General features: G+C 69.7%; 17 protein-coding genes. 7 read left to right on the forward strand and 10 right to left on the reverse strand.

Translation table 11 applies throughout. The annotated features are described in order from the left end of the window. Window positions 1-294: 294 nt before the first annotated feature. The gene (locus ABZ794_RS21110; RefSeq protein WP_357517069.1) at window positions 295-1,656 is read left to right on the forward strand and encodes a cellulase family glycosylhydrolase; all 1,362 of its coding nucleotides are present in this window, start codon (window positions 295-297) and stop codon (window positions 1,654-1,656) included. A gap of 591 nt (window positions 1,657-2,247) precedes the next feature. On the opposite strand, the gene ABZ794_RS21115 is transcribed toward ABZ794_RS21110, so the two are convergent. From ABZ794_RS21115 to ABZ794_RS21140, 6 genes are all read right to left on the reverse strand, one after another. Continuing rightward, a complete protein-coding gene (locus ABZ794_RS21115; protein ID WP_255751213.1) occupies window positions 2,248-3,510 on the reverse strand; it encodes a sigma-70 family RNA polymerase sigma factor in 1,263 nt (420 codons plus the stop codon). Between the two features lie 3 nt (window positions 3,511-3,513). After that, window positions 3,514-3,915 carry a YciI family protein gene (locus ABZ794_RS21120; protein ID WP_210786655.1) on the reverse strand — a complete coding sequence of 134 codons (402 nt, stop codon included), beginning with the start codon at window positions 3,913-3,915 and terminating at the stop codon, window positions 3,514-3,516. Between the two features lie 104 nt (window positions 3,916-4,019). Further along, the gene (locus tag ABZ794_RS21125) at window positions 4,020-6,155 is read right to left on the reverse strand and encodes an alpha-galactosidase (RefSeq protein WP_210786653.1); all 2,136 of its coding nucleotides are present in this window, start codon (window positions 6,153-6,155) and stop codon (window positions 4,020-4,022) included. Then, the gene (locus ABZ794_RS21130; RefSeq protein WP_357517071.1) at window positions 6,152-7,066 is read right to left on the reverse strand and encodes a carbohydrate ABC transporter permease; all 915 of its coding nucleotides are present in this window, start codon (window positions 7,064-7,066) and stop codon (window positions 6,152-6,154) included. The genes ABZ794_RS21125 and ABZ794_RS21130 overlap by 4 nt, the downstream gene beginning before the upstream one ends. Further along, window positions 7,063-8,019 carry a sugar ABC transporter permease gene (locus ABZ794_RS21135; protein ID WP_357517073.1) on the reverse strand — a complete coding sequence of 319 codons (957 nt, stop codon included), beginning with the start codon at window positions 8,017-8,019 and terminating at the stop codon, window positions 7,063-7,065. The genes ABZ794_RS21130 and ABZ794_RS21135 overlap by 4 nt, the downstream gene beginning before the upstream one ends. Before the next feature lie 21 nt (window positions 8,020-8,040). Beyond that, window positions 8,041-9,369 (reverse strand): ABC transporter substrate-binding protein, encoded by a 1,329-nt coding sequence (locus ABZ794_RS21140; protein ID WP_210786646.1) that lies wholly within the window; start codon window positions 9,367-9,369, stop codon window positions 8,041-8,043. A gap of 284 nt (window positions 9,370-9,653) precedes the next feature. On the opposite strand from ABZ794_RS21140, the gene ABZ794_RS21145 reads away from it, so the two are divergent. Both ABZ794_RS21145 and ABZ794_RS21150 read left to right on the forward strand, forming a co-directional pair. Next, complete coding sequence (locus tag ABZ794_RS21145) at window positions 9,654-11,645, forward strand: beta-galactosidase (protein ID WP_357517075.1); 1,992 nt, start codon at window positions 9,654-9,656, stop codon at window positions 11,643-11,645. 37 nt (window positions 11,646-11,682) lie between these two features. Next, a complete protein-coding gene (locus ABZ794_RS21150; RefSeq protein ID WP_357517076.1) occupies window positions 11,683-12,459 on the forward strand; it encodes a DeoR/GlpR family DNA-binding transcription regulator in 777 nt (258 codons plus the stop codon). A gap of 195 nt (window positions 12,460-12,654) precedes the next feature. Here the strand turns inward: ABZ794_RS21150 and ABZ794_RS21155 are convergent, their stop codons facing one another. Beyond that, the gene (locus ABZ794_RS21155) at window positions 12,655-12,891 is read right to left on the reverse strand and encodes a hypothetical protein (RefSeq protein WP_357517077.1); all 237 of its coding nucleotides are present in this window, start codon (window positions 12,889-12,891) and stop codon (window positions 12,655-12,657) included. 86 nt (window positions 12,892-12,977) lie between these two features. Beyond that, a complete protein-coding gene (locus tag ABZ794_RS21160; protein ID WP_357517079.1) occupies window positions 12,978-13,247 on the reverse strand; it encodes a DivIVA domain-containing protein in 270 nt (89 codons plus the stop codon). Between the two features lie 335 nt (window positions 13,248-13,582). Between ABZ794_RS21160 and ABZ794_RS21165 the strand changes: the two genes are divergently transcribed. Both ABZ794_RS21165 and ABZ794_RS21170 read left to right on the forward strand, forming a co-directional pair. Then, entirely contained in the window at window positions 13,583-14,452 is an 870-nt protein-coding gene (locus ABZ794_RS21165) for a helix-turn-helix transcriptional regulator (RefSeq protein WP_357517081.1), read from the forward strand. Then, window positions 14,449-14,658 (forward strand): DUF397 domain-containing protein, encoded by a 210-nt coding sequence (locus tag ABZ794_RS21170; RefSeq protein ID WP_210787049.1) that lies wholly within the window; start codon window positions 14,449-14,451, stop codon window positions 14,656-14,658. Before ABZ794_RS21165 ends, ABZ794_RS21170 begins: the two co-directional genes overlap by 4 nt. Here the strand turns inward: ABZ794_RS21170 and ABZ794_RS21175 are convergent. Beyond that, window positions 14,655-15,272, reverse strand: coding sequence for a TetR family transcriptional regulator (locus ABZ794_RS21175; protein WP_357517083.1), 618 nt, complete (start codon window positions 15,270-15,272; stop codon window positions 14,655-14,657). The two genes, ABZ794_RS21170 and ABZ794_RS21175, sit on opposite strands and share 4 nt — an antisense overlap. A 46-nt stretch (window positions 15,273-15,318) precedes the next feature. On the opposite strand from ABZ794_RS21175, the gene ABZ794_RS21180 reads away from it, so the two are divergent. Together ABZ794_RS21180 and ABZ794_RS21185 are read left to right on the forward strand one after the other, a co-directional pair. Then, window positions 15,319-16,470 carry a glycosyltransferase gene (locus tag ABZ794_RS21180; RefSeq protein WP_357517085.1) on the forward strand — a complete coding sequence of 384 codons (1,152 nt, stop codon included), beginning with the start codon at window positions 15,319-15,321 and terminating at the stop codon, window positions 16,468-16,470. Window positions 16,471-16,616: 146 nt separating this feature from the next. Then, window positions 16,617-17,564: a sporulation protein gene (locus ABZ794_RS21185; RefSeq protein ID WP_357517087.1), complete on the forward strand. Its 948-nt coding sequence runs from the start codon at window positions 16,617-16,619 to the stop codon at window positions 17,562-17,564. Between the two features lie 66 nt (window positions 17,565-17,630). Here the strand turns inward: ABZ794_RS21185 and ABZ794_RS21190 are convergent, their stop codons facing one another. Beyond that, window positions 17,631-18,008, reverse strand: a complete 378-nt coding sequence (locus ABZ794_RS21190; protein WP_210787042.1) for a hypothetical protein — start codon at window positions 18,006-18,008, stop codon at window positions 17,631-17,633. Between the last annotated feature and the right edge of the window lie 92 nt (window positions 18,009-18,100).

An 18,100-nucleotide genomic window follows, 5' to 3' on the forward strand; every position in this document is an offset into this window, starting at 1 on the left:
TGCCGTAGTGCTTGACGGATCCCGGCCGCCTGCCTACCGTCGCTCTTAACCGGTTAAGAGCCGGTGTGGCGCACATCCTGTGGTGGGGATGACCGCCCCGTGACGGCCTGCGTCCGCGTGGGCCGTTGCGGCTGTCCGGGCTGCGGGCCCGTCTACTGAACCGGTTGCGGGGACCAATCCATCGTCCTACGCTGATGCCTGCGCCGGAGCCGGGCGCGGCTGCCGGGCTGCAGCCGCCTTCCCCTGTCACGTCCCACCCCTGTCGGGCACCGGGGGTCCTCCCTGAGGAAGGCCATGAAGACTCGACTCTCCGCCGCCGGCGCGACACTTCTCGCGTTGCTCGTCACAGTGCTGGCGTTCGGCCAGCCGGCGCACGCCGCGGCTGGTTTCTCCGTCGCTGGCGGCAAGTTGTACGACGCCAACGGCGCCGAATTCATCATGCGCGGCGTCAACCACGCGCACACCTGGTACCCGCAGCAGACCAGCTCCTTCGCCGACGTCAAGGCCCTCGGCGCGAACACCGTGCGGGTGGTGCTCTCCAGCGGCGACCGGTGGACCCGCAACACCAACGCCGACGTCGCCAACGTCATCTCGCTCTGCAAGGCCAACCGGCTGATCTGCGTGCTGGAGGTGCACGACACCACCGGGTACGGCGAGCAGAGCGGCGCGATCACCCTCGACCGCGCCGTCGACTACTGGCTCAGCCTCGCCGACGTCCTCGCCGGCCAGGAGAGGTACGTCATCGTCAACATCGGCAACGAGCCGTACGGCAACCAGAACTACGCCTCGTGGGCCACCGACAGCGCCAATGCCATCAAGCGCCTGCGGGCCGGCGGGTTGACCCACACGATCATGGTGGACGCGCCGAACTGGGGGCAGGACTGGTCGTTCACCATGCGCGACAACGCCGCGTCGGTCTTCGCCGCCGACCCGGCCCGCAACACCGTGTTCTCCATCCACATGTACGGGGTGTTCGACACCGCCGCGGAGATCAGCGACTACCTGGGCCGGTTCCGTACCGCCGGGCTGCCCATCGTGGTCGGTGAGTTCGGCTTCAACCACTCCGACGGCAACCCGGACGAGGACGCCATCCTCGCCTACAGCCAGGCCAACGGGATCGGCTGGCTGGGCTGGTCGTGGAGCGGCAACGGCGGCGGCGTCGAGTATCTCGACCTGGCCACCAACTTCAATCCGGCGAGCCTGACCGACTGGGGCCAGCGCCTCTTCAACGGAGTCAACGGCATCCGGCAGACCTCCCGCGAGGCCAGCGTCTTCGGCGGCATCCCACCGCCGACGACGCCTCCGCCGACCACCCCACCCCCGACGACGCCGCCACCGACGACGCCCCCGCCGAACGGTGGCTGCACGGCGACGTTCACGGTGACCAACCAGTGGCAGGGCGGCTTCCAGGGTGAGGTACGGGTGACCGCCGGCGCGAGGGCGATCACCGGCTGGACCGCCGGGTGGACCTTCGCCAACGGCCAGCGCGTCACCCAGTCCTGGAATGTGGCCCTCACCAGCAGCGGAACCACGGTGACCGCCCGCAACACCGACTACAACGGACGGCTGGCCGCCGGTGCCAGCGCCAGCTTCGGCTTCCTCGGCAGTTGGACCGGCACCAACAGCCTGCCGGTGGTGAGCTGCACGGCGAGCTGACCGTCGGACCGGTGGTCGGGTCCGCGCCGGACCCGGCCACCGGACACCGTAGTGGTCAGTGCTCCCCGGCCAGGTTCACGATGACCACCCCGGCGATGATCAGTGCGATGCCGGTGAGCTTGGCGAGCCCCACCGACTCACCCAGGAACACCGCTCCGAGCTAGTGCCGGCGACGCCCCCGCCCGGCCGGCCCGCCCACGTCCGATCGACGTCGAGCCGACCCGTCGCGTGGTGTCCGTACGGCCCGTGAAGTGGCGTCCGTACGACCTCGGCAGCTATCACAGAACGCCTTTGGAGCTGATGTCACAAACGAATCGGTTGTGGCGACGAAGCGGACTTCGCCACGAATCAGACCCCGTTGACGAACCAGACTTCGCCATCGGACTGGCCGTGCGCCCGGCGCCCGGACCAGTGGATGAATCGTTTACGGCATCAGCTCCAAAGCCGGCCCAGCACACCACCCACCCACGCCGCCGCGGCGGGTCGCGCCGCTGTTCCCCGTGCTGCCGCCCCCGGTAGTGGCCCGGAAGAGGTCCGCAGGGGGGTGAAGCTGCCGGGGTCGCGCCGCGCGGGACCAGTTGGTCCCTGTCTTCACGGGAGATCTGCGGGCTCGGCGGCCAGTCGGGCAGCTCGCATGGTCAGGTAGAGCTGTTCGGGTCGGCTGCTCGTGCGGGCGGCGGCGATGCGGTAGTCGACGATCGCCTGGGCCTGGTCACCGGCCATCTCGTGCAGATGGGCGCGGGCGGCGGCCAGCCGGTGGTGTCCGGCCAACTGCGGGTCGTGGGCCAACGCGTCGAGGGCGGCCAGGCCGGCGGCCGGTCCGTGCACCATGGCCGTCGCCACGGCCCGGTTGAGGGCCACCACCGGGCTGCCGGCCAAGCGTTCCAGCACCTCGTACAGCGCCAGGATCTGCGGCCAGTCGGTCTGCTCGGTGCTCGACGCCTCGGCGTGCAGGGCGGCGATGGCGGCCTGTACCTGGTACGGACCGACCGGCCCGCGCGGCAGGGCCCGGGTGACCAGTGCGACGCCCTCGGCGATCGCCGTCGCGTCCCAGCGGCTGCGGTCCTGATCGGCCAGCGAGATCAGCTCGCCGGAGGACCCGGTCCGCGCCGGGCCGCGTGCCTCGGTGAGCAGCATCAACGCCAGCAGCCCGGCCGATTCGCTGTCGTTCGGCAGCAGCGTGTGCAGTGCGCGGGTCAGCCGGATCGCCTCCGCCGCGAGGTCGACGCGGCGCAGGTCCGGGCCGGTGGTGCTGGTGTGTCCCTCGGTGAAGACCAGGTAGAGCACCTGTCGTACGGCGACCAACCGGTCCGCCCGCTCCGCCGGCTCGGGCATCCGGAACGGCAGCCCGGATGCCCTGATGCGCTGCTTGGCCCGGCTGATCCGCTGCGCCATCGTCGCCTCGGGCACCAGGAACGCGCGGGCGATCTCGGCGGTGCTCAACCCACCGACGGCGCGCAGGGTCAGCGCCACCGCCGACGTCGGCGCGAGCGCCGGGTGGCAGCAGAGGAAGAGCAGGACCAGCGTGTCGTCCCGCTCGGCGGTCAACTCCTCGTCCGGGGCTGGCGCGTACCGCTGGTCGTCCGGATCCTGGCGGGCGACCAGGTCCTCCCGGCGGCGTCTGGCCTGCTCACCGCGGACCAGCTCGATCATCCGCCGGTAGCCGACCTGGATCAGCCAGCCACGGGGGTTCGCCGGTAGCCCCTCGGTCGGCCACTGGGTGGCGGCGGCCAGCAGTGCCTCCTGCACCGCGTCCTCCGCGGTGGCGAAGTCACCGAAGCGGCGGCTCAGCACGCCGAGGACCTGCGGCGCCAACTCGCGCAGCAGGTCCTCGATGCGGGGATCGGTGTTCAGCCCTCACAGCTCCTGTGCCGGGGCGGACATCACCGGGTGCACCTCGATCGGCATGTTCAGCGGCCGGCCGCCGGGTCCGGGCGCCGTGGAGATGTGCGCGGCCAGCTCCACGGCCCGCTGCGGGCTCTCGCAGTCGACGATCCAGAAGCCCGCCAGGAACTCCTTCGTCTCGGCGAACGGTCCCTCGGTGACCACCGGCGCCCCACCCTCGCCGGCGCGGACGATCCGGGCCTGCTGCGGGCCGCCGAGGCCCTGCCCGTCGACCCACTCGCCGGCGGCGGTGAGCTTGGCGTTTACCTCGCCCATGAACGCGATGTGCGCCCGGACCTCGTCCTGGGTCCAGGTGTCGATGCTCGGGAAGTCGGTCCCGGCGGCGCTGAACTGCATCAGCAGCATGTACTTCATGGTTGGCTCCTCACGCCTGCGCACCGTCGTCGGTGCTCTCACAGTGAGGTAGAGGCAGGCCCCGCCGTTCTCGACACCCCAGCCGAAGATTCTCCAGAATCTTTTCAGTCGACGGCGTCGACCTCCAGCACCAGGCTCTGCTCCGGGTGCAGGGCGGGCAGCTGCACACCCACCCGGGCCAGCGCCGCCCCGCTGAGGGTGAGACCACCCGCCAGCCAGGTGGGCGGGGACAGGTCGATGCTCGCCGGAGCCGGTACGCCCGACACCTGTCGCACCCGGTACCGCCGGCCCGGGTCGAGGCCGGGCAGCCGCACCGCGCCGGGCGCCTGCGTCACCGAGGTGGTCAGCCGGGCCACCGCGTACACCGCTCGGGTGTTGTCGTGATCGACCACGCCGTGCGCCCAGACGGCCGGATCCGGGTGATCGACCCGGACCACCCGACCAGCGTGCAGCAGCGGGCGCAGCCGCTTGTGCAGCGCCACCCAGGCGGCCAGCTCGGTCTGTTCGGCGGCGCTGATCGAGGCGATGTCCCACTCGATGCCGTGGTGGCCGAAGAGCGCCGTCGCCGCCCGGAAACCCAGGTCGTGTACGCGGTTGGTGGTGTGCGAGCGTTCCGGGCCGACGTGGGTGCCGATCAGCTCCGGTGGCAGCAGCAGCCCCGTCCAGCGTTGGACGCTGAGTCGCTCCAGGGCGTCGTTGCAGTCGCTGGCCCAGACCCGGTCGGTGCGCGCCAGGATGGCCAGATCCACCCGGGCACCGCCGGACGAGCAGCTCTCGATCTCCACACCCGGGTGCCGACCGCGCAACTCGTCGAAGAGCCGGTAGACCGCCAGCGTCTGCCCGTGCACCCCCGGGCGGCCGTGATGCCCGGCCTCGGTGAGGTCCCGGTTCTGGTCCCACTTGAGGTACCGGATGCCGGGGTGGTCGGTGAGCAGCGTGTCGAGACGTTCCAGCACATGGTCGTACGCCTCGGGGCGGCCCAGGTCGAGCACCTGCTGGTGACGCCAGGCCGGCGGTAGCCGCCCCGGCACGGCGAGCACCCAGTCGGGGTGCGCGCGGAACAGGTCCGAGTCGGGGTTGACCATCTCCGGCTCGACCCAGAGGCCGAACTGGAGGCCCCGGCCGGTGACGTGGTCGATCAGCGGTTGCAGGCCGTCCGGCCAGACGGCGTCGTCGACGTACCAGTCGCCGAGGCCGGCGGTGTCGTCGCGCCGGCCGCGGAACCAGCCGTCGTCGAGCACGAACCGCTCCACGCCGATCTGCGCGGCCCGGTCGGCGAGCGCCCGCAGCCGATCCAGGTCGTGGTCGAAGTAGACCGCCTCCCAGACGTTGAGGGTCACCGGGCGGGGGGAGCGCGGGTGCCCGGGGCGGGCCCGGAGGTGGGTGTGCAGCACGTCGCTGAGCCCGTCCAGCCCGGCGTCGGACCAGACCGCGTAGAGCAGGGGAGTCTCGTACGACTCACCGGGGTCGAGCCGGACCTCGCCGGGGGCCAGCAGCTCGCCGCCACCGAGGGTGGACTCGCCGGTGGGCCGACGTTCGGCGAACGTGACGTGGTCGCCGCTCCAGGCGGTGTGCACCGCCCAGACCTCGCCGTGGCCGAAACCGAACCCGGTGGTGCCGGCCACCAACAGCAGAGTGGCGTCGTGCCCGGTGCGGCCGTGCCGGCCCTCGCGGACCCAGGCGCCGTGCTGCCACGGGTGCCGCTGCGGGGACCGTTCCCGACACCACCGGCCGGTCAGGTCGAGCAGCTCGGTGGCGACCGCCGGCACCGGCAGCACCGGCGTCAGCTCCCGCAGCTCGTACGCGCCGTCGCCGTCGTTGCGCAGCCGGTGCCGAACGGTCAGCAGGCCGTACGGGTCGAGCGTGATCTCGATGGCCACCGTCAGCCCGGCGGCCGGGTCCGACGCCCGGACGGTCACCCGCGCCGGTCCGTCGGCGGGCTGGTCGACGTCGAGACCGTCCAGCCGGAACGCCGTGGACCAGTCGGCCCCGTCGCGGTGCCCGGCCAGGCCCGGCCGTCCACTCCAGCCGGCGCTCGCCTCCGGCAGCACCGACAGCACTGTCGGCTCGTCGAAGCTGCTCGGCACCACCGGCGGTACTGTCGCGTCGGTGAGTTGGCGCAGGCCGTCGTCGTCGAGGCCGCCGACGTCGCCGCCCCAGTGCACGACCCGGGGCAGCCCCGGGCCGCGCGCGTCGAGCACCAGGCTGGTCCGCGCGCGGCGCAGGTGCAGGATCGTCATCCTTTGGAGGCTCCCAAGGTCAGGCCCCGAACGAAGTGCCGCTGGAGCATAAAGAAGATCACCAGGGTGGGGACCGCGACGAGCACGCTGCCCGCCGAGACCAGGTTGTTGTCGGTGAAGAACTCACCGCGCAGGTTGTTGAGCGAGCTGGTCACCGGGAACTTGTCGCCGGTGCGCATGAGGACGGTGGCCCAGAAGAACTCGTTGTAGATCCAGGTCACCTCCAGCGTCGCCAGCGCGGCCAGGGCCGGCCGGCACAGCGGCATGGTGACCTGCCAGTACTGTCGCCAGATGCTCGCCCCGTCAACCATCGCCGCCTCGTACAGGTCACGGGGCAGCGCCTTCATGTAGTTGCTGAGCACGAAGACACAGAAGCCGCACTGGAAGGCCACGTTGATCAGGATCAGGCCCCAGTAGCTGTCGTAGAGCAGTTCCGAGTCACTCATGAACTCCGGCAGTGGCACCTCGGTGAACAGCCGGAACAGTGGGATGAGCAGCGCCTGCTGGGGCAGCAGGTTGGCCGCGGTGAAGATCCCGAGTAGGACGAGGTTGAGCTTCCAACTGAACCGGGCGATGACGAACGCCACGCAGGAGGCGAGGAAGAGGGTCAGCAGCACCGCCGGCACGGTGATGTACACCGAGTTGATGAAGTGCTGCCCGAACTCCGCCGTCCGCCAGGCGGTGACGTAGTTGTCGAAGGTCCAGCCGCCGAAGGAGACGTAGCCGTTCGCGGCGGTGTAGTCGTACGAGCGCAGCGAGGTCAGCACCGCCCAGGCGATCGGGAAGAGCCAGGCCAGCGAGACGACGATGAGGAAGCCGTGCAGCAGGATCCGTAACGGGGTCAGCTTGCGGCGGCGCGGCGGCGCGTCGGCCTCGCCCTCGGTACGCCGGGTGGCGGTCGCGGTGCTCATTCCCGGTTCTCCCTCATCACGGTCGCCAGGTAGATGGTGATGAAGACCAGCGAGACGACCAGCATGATCGTTGCCAGTGCCGAGCCGAAGCCGATCCGGCTCGCCTCACCCACCACGTTCTGGGTGACCAGCGCGGAGATCAGCTCCAACCCGTTGCGGCCCTTGTTGACCACCCAGACCAGGTCGAACGCGCGCAGCGACTCGATCACGGTCACCACCAGCACGATGATGTTGATGGGCCGCATGACCGGGAACACGACCCGGAAGAACGTCCGGCTCTCCGAGGCGCCGTCGACCGCCGCGGCCTCGCGCAGCGATGGATCGACGCCCTTCAGGCCGGCCAGGTAGAGCAACATGATGTACCCGACGTGCCGCCACCCGGAGGCGACCATCACCGCCCAGATGTTGACGTTCGAGTCGCCGTACCAGTCGATGCTGCTGCCGAAGACGGCGTTGATCAGCCCCTGGTCCCGGGAGTAGAGCAGTTGCCAGACGAAGCCGATGAGCGCCAGCGAGAGCACCACCGGCAGGTAGAGCGCGGTCTGGTAGAAGCGGCTGCCCCGCAACTCCTTGTCCAACAGCACGGCCAGGAACATGCCGAACGGGGTGGCGACCACGAACAGCGCCGCCAGCCAGAGCAGGTTGTGCTGGACCGCCGGCACGAACGGCGGGTAGATGTTCACCACGTCGCTGTAGTTGCGCGCGCCGACGAACTCGATCTCGTTGAGGGGGCCGATGCCGTCCCAGTTGGTGCCGGAGAGCAGCACGGTGGCCGCCGCCGGCATCCAGACGAACCCGGTGACGAGCAGCAGCGGGACGAGCACCATCAGCGTGATGACCACGCGGTCGGTGCGGGACAGGAGCCGTAGCCGCCGACGACGACCACCAGTGAAGGTGGTCGTGGCCGGCGGCGGCACGGCGCGATCCGCTTGGATCAGGGGCAGGTCGGACACGATGTCCTCCCCCTTCCGCCGTCAGTCAGTGAAGATCGACTTTTTCTGGTTTTCGATGGACGACGTGAGCCCGCCGATGTCCTTGGGGTCCTTGATGAACTGCTGGAGCGCCGGGATGATCACCGTCGAGGCGAAGTCCGGCCGGGTGTCCCGGTCGAGGAACTGGGCGATCTCGGTGGCCGACCCGACCAGCTCGGCGGCCTTCTTCTGCAATGCGGTGTAGCCGCTGACGTCGGCGCTGCCGTTGGCGACCAGGGTGGCCGGGTCGTTCTTGACAGTGATGTCGCCGGCTTCCTTGCCACCGAAGTACTCCAGCAGCTTGCGGGCGTTGTCCTCGTTCTTGGGCTTGCGGGCCATCATGTAGCCGTCGATCGGCGCGTCGAGCGCCTTGGCGCCGATGGCCGGGTCGATCTCGGGGAAGGTGAAGAAGTCGAGGTCGCTCTGCTCCTCGTTGCTGAACTGCTGACCGACGAAGAGGCCGAGCAGGTACATGCCGCTCTTCTTCTGCTGCAACGACTGCGCGGCCTCCTGCCAGGTGCGGCCGAGGCTGTCCGGCTGGTGCGCGGGGAGCAGGCCGGCCCAGGTGTCGAAGACCTTCTTGACCTTGTCGGAGGTCCAGGCCTCCTTGCCGGCCATCAGGTCGATGTGGAACTGGTAGCCGTTGATGCGCAGGTTGAGGATGTCGAAGGTGCCCATCGCCGGCCAGCCGTCCTTGTCGGCGAAGGCGATGGGGGTGAGGCCGTCCCTCTTCATCTGCGCGGTGAGCGCGGTGAGCTGGTCCAGGGTGGTGGGCACCTGGTAGCCGTACTGCTGCCACACCGACTTGCGGTAGAACATCGCCCAGGGGTAGTACGACGCCGGTACGAAGTACTGTTTGCCGTCGTCGCCGGTGGATGCCTTCTTGAAGGCGTCGGAGTAGCCGGAGAGCTTGCCCCACACGTCACTGATGTCGCTGGCCAGGCCCTTCTGCGCGAAGAAGCGCATCCGGTAGCCGGCGAACCAGGTGAACACGTCGTCCGGCTTGCCCTGTAGGTAATTGTTGATGTTCTCCTGGAACGTGTTGTGGTCGACCGTATTGACCGCGACCTGCACGCCGGACGAGGTCTTGAAGCCGTCGGTGACCTTGACCAGGACGTCCTTGGGCTTCGGGTCGGACTGGTTCGAGCCGAGCGACACGTCCTTGCTGGACCCCCCGGAGCCGGAGTCGTCGCCGCAGCCGGCGAGCAGGCCGGTGCCGAGCAGCGCGCCCGTGCCGGCCGCGCCGGCCAGCAACGATCGTCGGTTGATGCCGGCGACTGAGGGCGGTACGAGCCGAGCCAGGTACTCGGCTTGGGATTGGGGACGGGACATCTGTGCCTCCTGCGGATGAGAAGGAGCTACGCCCAAGGGCCTCAGGGGGTGGTGAAGGCAGGTCCAGCGCCGTGATCACACATTGAGATCCACCGAGAATCCACATTGGCGAACACGAACGGCCATTGGGGCCTCAAGCTACCCTGCGGTCGTGCGCTGTCAAGAGGGCAGTTCGCCTCTGATAACCCAGTCGTGACACGGCCGTTACCTGGTAAACGTTGGAAAGAAGCTCGATGTTGGAACCTGTTGACTTCGGTGGACCAGCGGGTGCACCCTCAGCTGTCATGCGGCGATGGCAGGGTGACAGCATCTATTTCGGCGGCGACTACAACCCCGAGCAGTGGCCCGAGGAAACCTGGTCCGAGGACGTCGACCTGATGCGCCAGGCCGGGGTCAACCTGGTCTCCGTCGGCATCTTCTCCTGGGCGTTGCTGGAGCCCGCCCCGGGGCGGTTCGAGTTCGGCTGGCTGGATCGGGTGCTGGACCTGCTGCACGACGGTGGCATCCAGGTCGACCTGGCCACCGCCACGGCCAGCCCACCGCCGTGGTTGGCCCACGAGCACCCGGAGACGCTGCCCCGCCGGGCCGACGGCGCGATCCTCTGGCCGGGGGGACGACAGGCGTACTGCCCCAGCTCACCGGTATTCCGCCAGCGGTCGCTGGAGTTGGTACGCGCGGTCGCCGGCCGGTACGCCGAGCATCCCGCCGTGGTCATGTGGCACGTCTCCAACGAGCTGGGCTGCCACAACGCGCACTGCTACTGCGACGTCAGCGCCGAGGCGTTCCGCGGCTGGCTGCGCGAGCGCTACGGCGACCTGGACCGGCTCAACGACGCCTGGGGCACCGCGTTCTGGAGTCAGCGCTACGGCGACTGGGCCGAGATCAACCCGCCGCGCACCGCGCTGACCTTCGCCAACCCGACGCAGCAGTTGGACTTCCTGCGCTTCTCCTCCGACGAGCTGCGCGCCCAACTGCGCGCCGAGCGCGAGGTACTGAAGGCGCTTGTCCACCAGCCGATCACCACCAATTTCATGATCGGCATGGGCGTCAAGCACATGGACTACCAGTCCTGGGCGAACGATGTGGACCTGGTCTCCAACGACCACTACCTGACCGCGGCCGACCCGCAGGCGCACCTCGGGCTGGCGCTCGCCGCCGATCACACCCGGGGCGTCGCCGGCGGCGACCCGTGGCTGCTGATGGAGCACTCCACCAGCGCCGTCCAGTGGCAGCCGCGCAACGCGGCCAAGCTGCCCGGGCAACTGCGCCGCAACAGCCTCGCGCACGTCGCCCGCGGCGCCGACGGGGTGCTCTTCTTCCAGTGGCGTGCCTCCCGGGCCGGCGCGGAGAAGTTCCACTCCGCGCTGGTGCCGCACGCCGGGCCGGACACCAAGGTGTTCCGCGAGGTCTGCCAGCTCGGCGCGGACCTCAAGGCCCTCGCGGAGGTACGCGGCAGTCGGGTGGACGCCGACGTGGCGATCCTGTTCGACTGGGAGGCGTGGTGGGGTGTCGAGTTGGATTCGCACCCCAGCGTCGACGTCACCTACGCCGACCGGCTGAACGCCCTGTACGGCTCGCTCTGGCGGGCCGGCGTGACCGCCGACATCGTCCACCCGTCGACCGACCTCAGCGGCTACCGGCTGGTCCTGGTGCCGACCCTCTACCTGGTCCGGGACGCCGACGTCGCCGCACTGCACCGGTACGTCGAGGCCGGGGGCACGGCGGCGGTCACCTACTTCAGCGGCATCGTCGACGCCAACGACCACATCCGGCTGGGCGGCTACCCGGGCGCGTTCCGGGAGTTGCTCGGCGTCCGGACCGAGGAGTTCTTCCCGCTGCGCGAGGGCGAGCAGGTCCGCCTCGACGACGGCAGCACCGCCGACGTGTGGACCGAGTGGGTGCACCCCGACGGCGCCGAGGTGCTCGCCTCGTACACCGATGGGCCCTTGCCGGGCGTGCCGGCGCTGACCCGCCACCGGGTGGGCGACGGCGCCGCCTGGTATGTCGGCACCCGGCTCGACGAGCCGGCCACCGACCGGCTGGTGACCCGGCTGCTCGCCGAGGCCGAGGTCCGCCCGGCGGCGTCGGCGCCGTCGGGAGTGGAGGTGGTCCGCCGCCGCGACGGCGACCGGACCTGGCTGTTCGCGATCAACCACACCGACACCGAGGTACGCCTGCCGGCGCACGGCGTCGAGCTGTTGACCGGAGGACACTGCGCCGGTGAGCTGGCACTGCCGGCCGGTGAGGTGGCGGTGGTCCGTGAGGATCGGACCTGATTCTGACGACGGTCACGGCGCGAAGGAGGTTCCCCACATGCTCGCCCAGCAGAGGCAGACCGCCATCCTCGATCTGATCCGCCAACGCGGCGGGGTGCGGGTGAGTCAGCTGGTCAGTCGATTCGGCGTGTCCGACATGACGATTAGGCGCGACCTGGAGGTGTTGGCCGAGCGCGGCCTGGTCGACAAGGTGCACGGCGGCGCGACCCTCGCCGGGCCCGGCTCGGCCGAGGAACCCGGCTTCGCCGCGAAGTCGATCCGCCAGCAGGCGGAGAAGCGGGCCATCGCCGAGCGGGCCGCGACGATGGTGGAGCCGGGGATGGCCATCGCGCTCTCCGCCGGCACCACCACCGCCGCGCTGGCCACGCTGCTCTCCGACGTACGCGGGCTGACCGTGGTGACCAACTCGATCCCGGTGGCCGACGCGCTCTACCAGAACCCGCGCGCCGACCAGACCGTCGTGTTGACCGGTGGCATCCGCACCCCGTCGGACGCGTTGACCGGGCCGGTGGCCGAGGCGGCGATCAGCGCGCTCAACGTCGACCTGCTGTTCCTCGGTGTGCACGGCCTCAGCCCACGGACCGGGTTCACCACGCCCAACCTGCTGGAGGCCGGCGTCAACCGCTGCCTCATCGGCGCGGCCCGCCGGCTCGTGGTGCTCGCCGACCACACCAAGTGGGAGACGATCGGCATCGCCACCATCGCCCCGCTGGAGGCCGCCGACGTGCTGATCACCGACCGGGGGCTGCCGCCGGAGGCACGCACCACGATCGGCGAACAGGTCGGCGAACTGGTGATCGTGGACACCGACTGATGCCGCGCCCCCGCGCCCCCGCGCCCCCGCGCCCCCGCGCCCCCGTGCCCCCCGCGCCCCCGCGCCCCCGCGCCCCCGCGCCCCCCGCGCCCCCGCGCTCTCCGCGCCGATCTTGCGGTTTCGGTTGCCGAAATGCGTGGATCGCCCCTTAGGTCGGGACAGAAAGTGCAAGATCGCGGAAGGTGGCGGTTCGGCTTAGGGGCCGTTGTTGGGTAGGCAGGCACCCACGTGGTCGGCCTGCCGCGCGCAGCGGCGGCGATCGGGCATGATCCGGTCGCAGAAAACCCAATGTCGTACGTGCTGCGCGTCCTCGGCCGACACTGTGATGCCGGCGACGTCGACCTGTGGCGTCGAGGCCAGCGACCGGGCGAGAGTACGGGCCAGATCCAGCGCTCCGGCCAGGTCGGTGACCGTCACCGGCAGGTGGATCACATGCCGAGGCCTCTCCGCGTGCGCCCCGACGGCGAACCGCGGCAACGGCGTGAAAAGACCGCTGTACTGGTGCTCCCATCCCGGGCTCACGGCTGACGCCGCTCGGACCAGGCGCTCTGCCAATCGCGCAGCGCGCGCTTGACACGGGCGTTCTCCTCGCTGAGCCGAGCCACATCGTGGTGCAGCGTCGCCAGGTCGAGCGCGACGCGGTGCAGGAACCGTCGTACCTCCCCGGGGTCCAGGCCTCGTCGGCCGAAACCGACGACGGTGAACTGCCGGTCCCGGACCTGGCTCGGGTGCAGCCGAGCCAGCCGACCGCCGTGGAGCGTGCCGTCGTAGAGAGTGCCTCGGGTCATTCATCACCTCGCGTGTCGTCGACAGATGGGCGGGTCAGGGTCGCGAAGGGGCCCTTTGCCGTGGTAGTTATTCGTCAAGTCGGTTCGGAGCCGGGATTCGCACATCCCGACGCTCTAGTTGAGACCCGACGAGAGCCGGTATGCGCCTGCCACTCGCGAGGCCGTCTCTCGTCACCTTCTCGGCTGTTGGCACAGCCGCGGTTGCCGTGTTTGCACCGGGCGTCCCCGGGGGCCGGCGATCACCCTCACCCGCAGGCCACGTTTCCAGTGGCCTCGGTGTTGGTGCAACGACACCAACGGAATTTGTCTTGAGGGTCCATGAGGAGAGGGGCACCATGCCCGCCAGGCGTGAATCGTTCGTGCAGACATTGCGTGCCCAATGGCTCGGTCAGCAGATGCGGCAGCTACGGGAGCAACGCGGCATCACTCTCAAGCAGGCCGCCGAGTTCCTGGAGCGCGACTTTTCGTCGATCGCCCGCTGGGAGCGCGCCGAGTGGCCGTTCCGGCGTGGCGTTGTCGTGTCGCTGCTTGACCTCTACGGCGAGCACGACGGGCGCGAGCGGAACCGCTTCATCCAGCTCGCCGAGGATGCCTGGCGAACGGACAGGTGGGACGACGACTACGACGAGTTGGTTGACGCCTCGTTCATCGATTTCCCTTGGCTCGAAAGCAGGGCAGAGCGAATCTGCTCCTGGGATGCCTTCCTCATGCCAGGTCTCATGCAGACACCGGCCTACGCGGAGGCGGTGATCCGTAACGCGGAGGGGGAGCAGGCGACAGATTTCTCGGTCGGCAAGTGGCTGCAACTCAGGATCGACCGTCAACGTGTTCTCACGCGAAATCCGACTGTCCGTGTCGCGGCGATCATCGATGAAAGCGTGCTACGCCGACCTGTTGGCGGCCCTGCCGTGATGCGCGGTCAACTCCACCATCTGGGCGAGCTGATCGGCCAGCCGAACATCGACGTCCGTGTGCTGCCATCAAGGGTCGGGCTGCATGCCGGTCTCGATGGCTCCTTCGTGCTCTTCGGGATGCCCAAGCCATACCCGGAGGTCGCGTATGCCGAGACACTGGGCGGGCGCCGCTTCATGGAATCGCCAAAGTCGAAGCGCTACGCGCTTGCGTACGATCAGCTTCGTGATGTCGCGTTGGATCAGCGCGAGGCGGCCAAGCTGATCTCGAAGATCAAGGAGGAACTGCCATGAGTGAAGCCCTGCCGGCGGTGGCCTGGCACATCAGCACCCGGAGCAACAGCAATGGTGGTAGCTGTGTTGAGGCGGGGCCGGTTCTGGACGGTTCCGGTCGAGTGGCGGTACGGGACAGCAAGGATCGTGCGGCGGCAACACTCGTCTACCCCGCCGAGGGGTGGACCGCGTTCGTCCTCGGCGTCAAGGTGGGCGAGTTCGGCTAGGAGTTGAGCAGTGCCTCGGCGGCCCGTTCGACCAGCCACCGCTCGGCCTCGTCGTACGACCAGCCGCCCTCGTCGACGAGCTGCGGCCAGGAGTGCAGCCCGAAGTAGAACCAGAGCACCTGGGTTGCCTGTTCGACGGTGAGGCCCGGCCGCAGGGCCGACAGCTCGTCGAGGCGGACCGCGCCGACCCGCAGGGCCTGCCGGTAGGCCGCCGCCGCGTCCCGCGCCACGGTTGCCGCGCTCGGGGTCATGCCGGCGGCCGCCTTCATGAGGGCTACCTGCTGGTGGTGGTTCTGGTGACCGTACCGGGTCCCGGCGCCGATCAGGCGCAGGACCTCCCGGGGGTCGGTGGCGACCGCGACGGCCGCCACGTTGCGGGTGGTCTCGGGGTCGTTGACGCCCGCCTCGATCAATGCTCGCAGCAGGGTCGGCTTGCCGCCGACGCTTGTGTAGACGGTCGCCACGGCTACTCGGGCGCGCGCGGCGATGTCGTTGATTGTTGTCGTGGCGTACCCCTGGGCGAGGAACAGGTGCTGGGCCGACTCCAAGATCAATTGTCGGGTCTGTTCGGCGCTCTCCTGACGCCGGCTGGCGCGGGGGTGAGCTGCGGTCATCAGGGCACTATACGGCGGCACTCATCAGAAGAGTATTCTGATGATCATGCGACTCCTCTTCTCAAACGTGCCCGCTTTTGGGCACTTCCTCCCTCTGCTGCCGCTGGCCCGCGCGTTTCGTCGCCAGGGTCACGACGTCGCCGTGATCACCGCCGCAGGCATGACTCCGCTCATCGCCCCCGAGGGGATCGAGCTGCTGCCGGCCGGTCCCATGCCGGACGTGCTCTTCGCCGAGGTGGGGCGCAAGCTCGGCCTCAACCCGGCGACCGAGCCCACCCCCGAGGCGGTCGCCGAGTTCTTCGCCGGCGTGCGGGTCGACCTGACCGCCGACGAGGCGTTGGCGCAGGCGAGAAGCTGGCGACCCGACCTGATCGTCAGCGAGATGGTCGACTTCGTGGGACCGCTGGTCGCCACCAGCCTCGGCGTACCCCTGGCCACCCTCGCCTTCGGGCCGTCGGTGCCGGCCGAGTTCACCGACGCGCTCACCGCCGTCGTCCGCTCCCGCTACGAGGAGCGCGGGCTGCCCGCACCCGAGCGCACCCCCGCCGGTCGTTGGCTGCTGGACACCTGCCCGCCCGGTCTCCAGTTCGAGAACTTCGCCGTACCGTCGGGAATGGAGCGGATCGCGCTGCGACCCGAACCCCACCAGGCGCCCGACGCCCCGAGCGGTGGCGGCACCCCGGCGGCCGGCGGCCGGCCCCGGGTCCTGGTGAGCTTCGGTACGGTCTTCGCCGACCCCGCCGTCGTCGGTCCGCTTCTGGGGGCCCTCACCGACGTCGACGTCGATGTGCTGGCAACGCTCGGCCTCGACGGCAAGCCGGAGGACTACCAGCTCGACTCCGACCGGGTCGAATTCAGCCCGTTCGTGCCGTTGGCGCAGCTGCTGGAAAACGCCGACGCGGTCATCACCCACGGCGGCGCCGGCACCACCCTCGGCACGCTGGCCCGCGGCATCCCCATGGTGGTCGTACCCCAGGGCGCTGACCAGTTCTTCCAGGCCGACCGGGTCGCGGCGTCCGGTGCGGGCCTCGCGCTGATGCCCGGCCAGGCCGACCCGGCGGCCGTCGCGGCGGCCCTGCGCCGGGTGCTCGACGAGCCGACGTTCGCCGAGGGGGCACGCCGGATCAGCGCCGAGATCGTCGCCATGCCGTCGCCCGACCAGGTCGCCGAGCGGCTGCGCGCCGAAGTCATCGGCTAACGCCCGCTGCTGGGGCTGATCGCGTGGCCAACGAACGTGGCGGCAGCGCGGCGCTTCACAGCCACCTCACAGGGGTGATGGATAGGGTGCCGTCCGAGTCACGTCCGACTCCAGCCTGGAGCGGTCGGCGTCGCACAGGAGTTCCGATGGTCTTCAAGAAGATGTTGAGCGCGTTCGGTGTGGGCGGTCCCAGCGTGGACACCGTGCTGACCAACCCCAACACCCGGCCCGGCCTGACCCTCGACGGGCAGGTCAACCTCGTCGGTGGCGACGCTGAGGCGGCCATCGAGCAGGTGGTGATCGGCCTGGTCACCCGGGTCGAGGTCGAGGGGCACGACACCGAGTACGCGGGCACGATGGAGTTCCACCGCATGGCGGTCAGCGGGTCGCTCGTACTCGCCCCGAAGCAGCAGCTCTCGATCCCGTTCCAGCTGCCGGTGCCGTGGGAGACCCCGATCACCGACGTGTACGGCCAGCGCCTGCACGGTATGACGATGGGTCTGCGTACCGAGTTGGCGATCGCCCGAGCGGTCGACAAGAGCGACCTGGACCAGGTGGCGGTGCACCCGCTGCCGGTGCACGAGCGGATCCTGGAGGCGTTCCAGCGGCTCGGCTTCCGGTTCAAGCACGCCGACCTGGAGCGTGGTCACATCCGGGGCGTGCAGCAGACGCTGCCGTTCTACCAGGAGATCGAGTTCTTCGCGTCTCCGCAGTACGCGAGCACCATCCGTGAGGTCGAGCTGACCTTCGTGACCAGCCAGCGTGGTGTGGAGGTCATCCTGGAGTGCGACAAGCGCGGCGGGTTCCTCAGCGCCGGGCACGACGCGTTCGGCCGCTACCAGGTGTCGCACACCGACGTTGACCGGGTGGACTGGGCGCAGGTCGTCGACGGCTGGCTGCGCGAGACCACGTCCCGCTACGGCAGCCTGCGCTCCCAGTACAGCCCGAGCCACGGCCACGGTCACAGCCGTGGGCACGGCATGGGCGGCATGGTGGCCGGCGCCGCGCTGGGTGTCGCCGGCGGCATGATCGCCGGCGAGATGATCGAGGAATCGTTCGAGGGTGACTTCGGCGACTTCGGTGGCGACGAGTAGCCCGTTACGAACATGACGGTGGCCTCCGGGAGGATCTCCCGGAGGCCACCGTGCACTGTGAACCGGTCAGTGCCGGGCCTTGCGCTCCTCGCCGCTGCGCCAGTTGCTGCCGGCCTTCGAGAGGCCACGGCTACCGAGGTAGCCAAGCGTCAGCAGGGTGATCAGGAACCAGGCGTTGTCGGCCCGGAAGATGTCCACCCCGGCGGAGTTCTTACCGACGACCTGCGACGCGCCCAGTACGGCGGCCACCGCGATCAGGTAGATCCAGAACTCGGTGGTCTTGAACGCCTGCTTGGTCTCCGTACCGGGTGCCTGCATGTCGTTGCGGCGCCCGTCATGCATGACCGGCATCTGCTGGGTCTGCATGTCCCGCATCTGAGCGGGATTCTGCGGGTCGTTCATGGGCCGGTTCATCGGCCGGGTGGAAGCAGCCTGCGTGCTCATCTGGTCCTCCTCAGGATGCGATGAGTCGTACCTGCATTCCCTCGCCCCGCTACCGCGTTTCGGCCACGGCACGGTTCGCTTTCGTGGCGGGG

Source organism: Micromonospora sp. NPDC047187, from assembly GCF_040643355.1.
In the GTDB taxonomy this organism is placed as follows: domain Bacteria; phylum Actinomycetota; class Actinomycetes; order Mycobacteriales; family Micromonosporaceae; genus Micromonospora; species Micromonospora salmantinae.